Source organism: Phaeodactylibacter luteus (assembly GCF_007993045.1).
GTDB lineage: Bacteria > Bacteroidota > Bacteroidia > Chitinophagales > Saprospiraceae > Phaeodactylibacter > Phaeodactylibacter luteus.
Genome location: NZ_VOOR01000227.1, coordinates 1 through 376, shown reverse-complemented (window position 1 = coordinate 376; position 376 = coordinate 1). Strand labels below are relative to the sequence as shown.

Annotated in this window: 1 pseudogene; it reads left to right on the top strand. The window is 54.8% G+C overall.

Annotated features, from left to right (window positions below):
• Positions 1-322 (top strand): annotated as a pseudogene (locus FRY97_RS23055) (hypothetical protein); the annotation flags it as partial.
• Positions 323-376: the final 54 nt, after the last annotated feature.

Genomic DNA, 376 nt, shown 5'->3' with positions numbered 1-376 from the left:
AGGCATGGAGAAAGGCCTCGAAAAAGGTTTAGAGAAAGGCATGGAAATGGGGCTCGAGAAAGGCAAACAAAAGGAGCGAGCCTTCCACTTTTTGAAAACAGCGCTCAAATTTCCGGAAATGACCGCCGTTGACCTCGCCGACTTCACCGGGCTGCCACAGGGGACCGTGCAGGAAGTGCTCGGTATCATTGCAAATAGCGGCCAGAGCAAGTTGCTGGGCTATGTGAAGGAAGAGCTGCTTGCCGATATCCCGCTCAGTGCAGAAGAAGAGGAGAAGCTGGAAGAGCTGGCGGAAAAGCTGCTGACGGGCACAGGCAGGTAGCGCCACATCTTGATCTTTCAGGGCCTAAGGCAGCCCGGCTTCGTAGAACCTGTC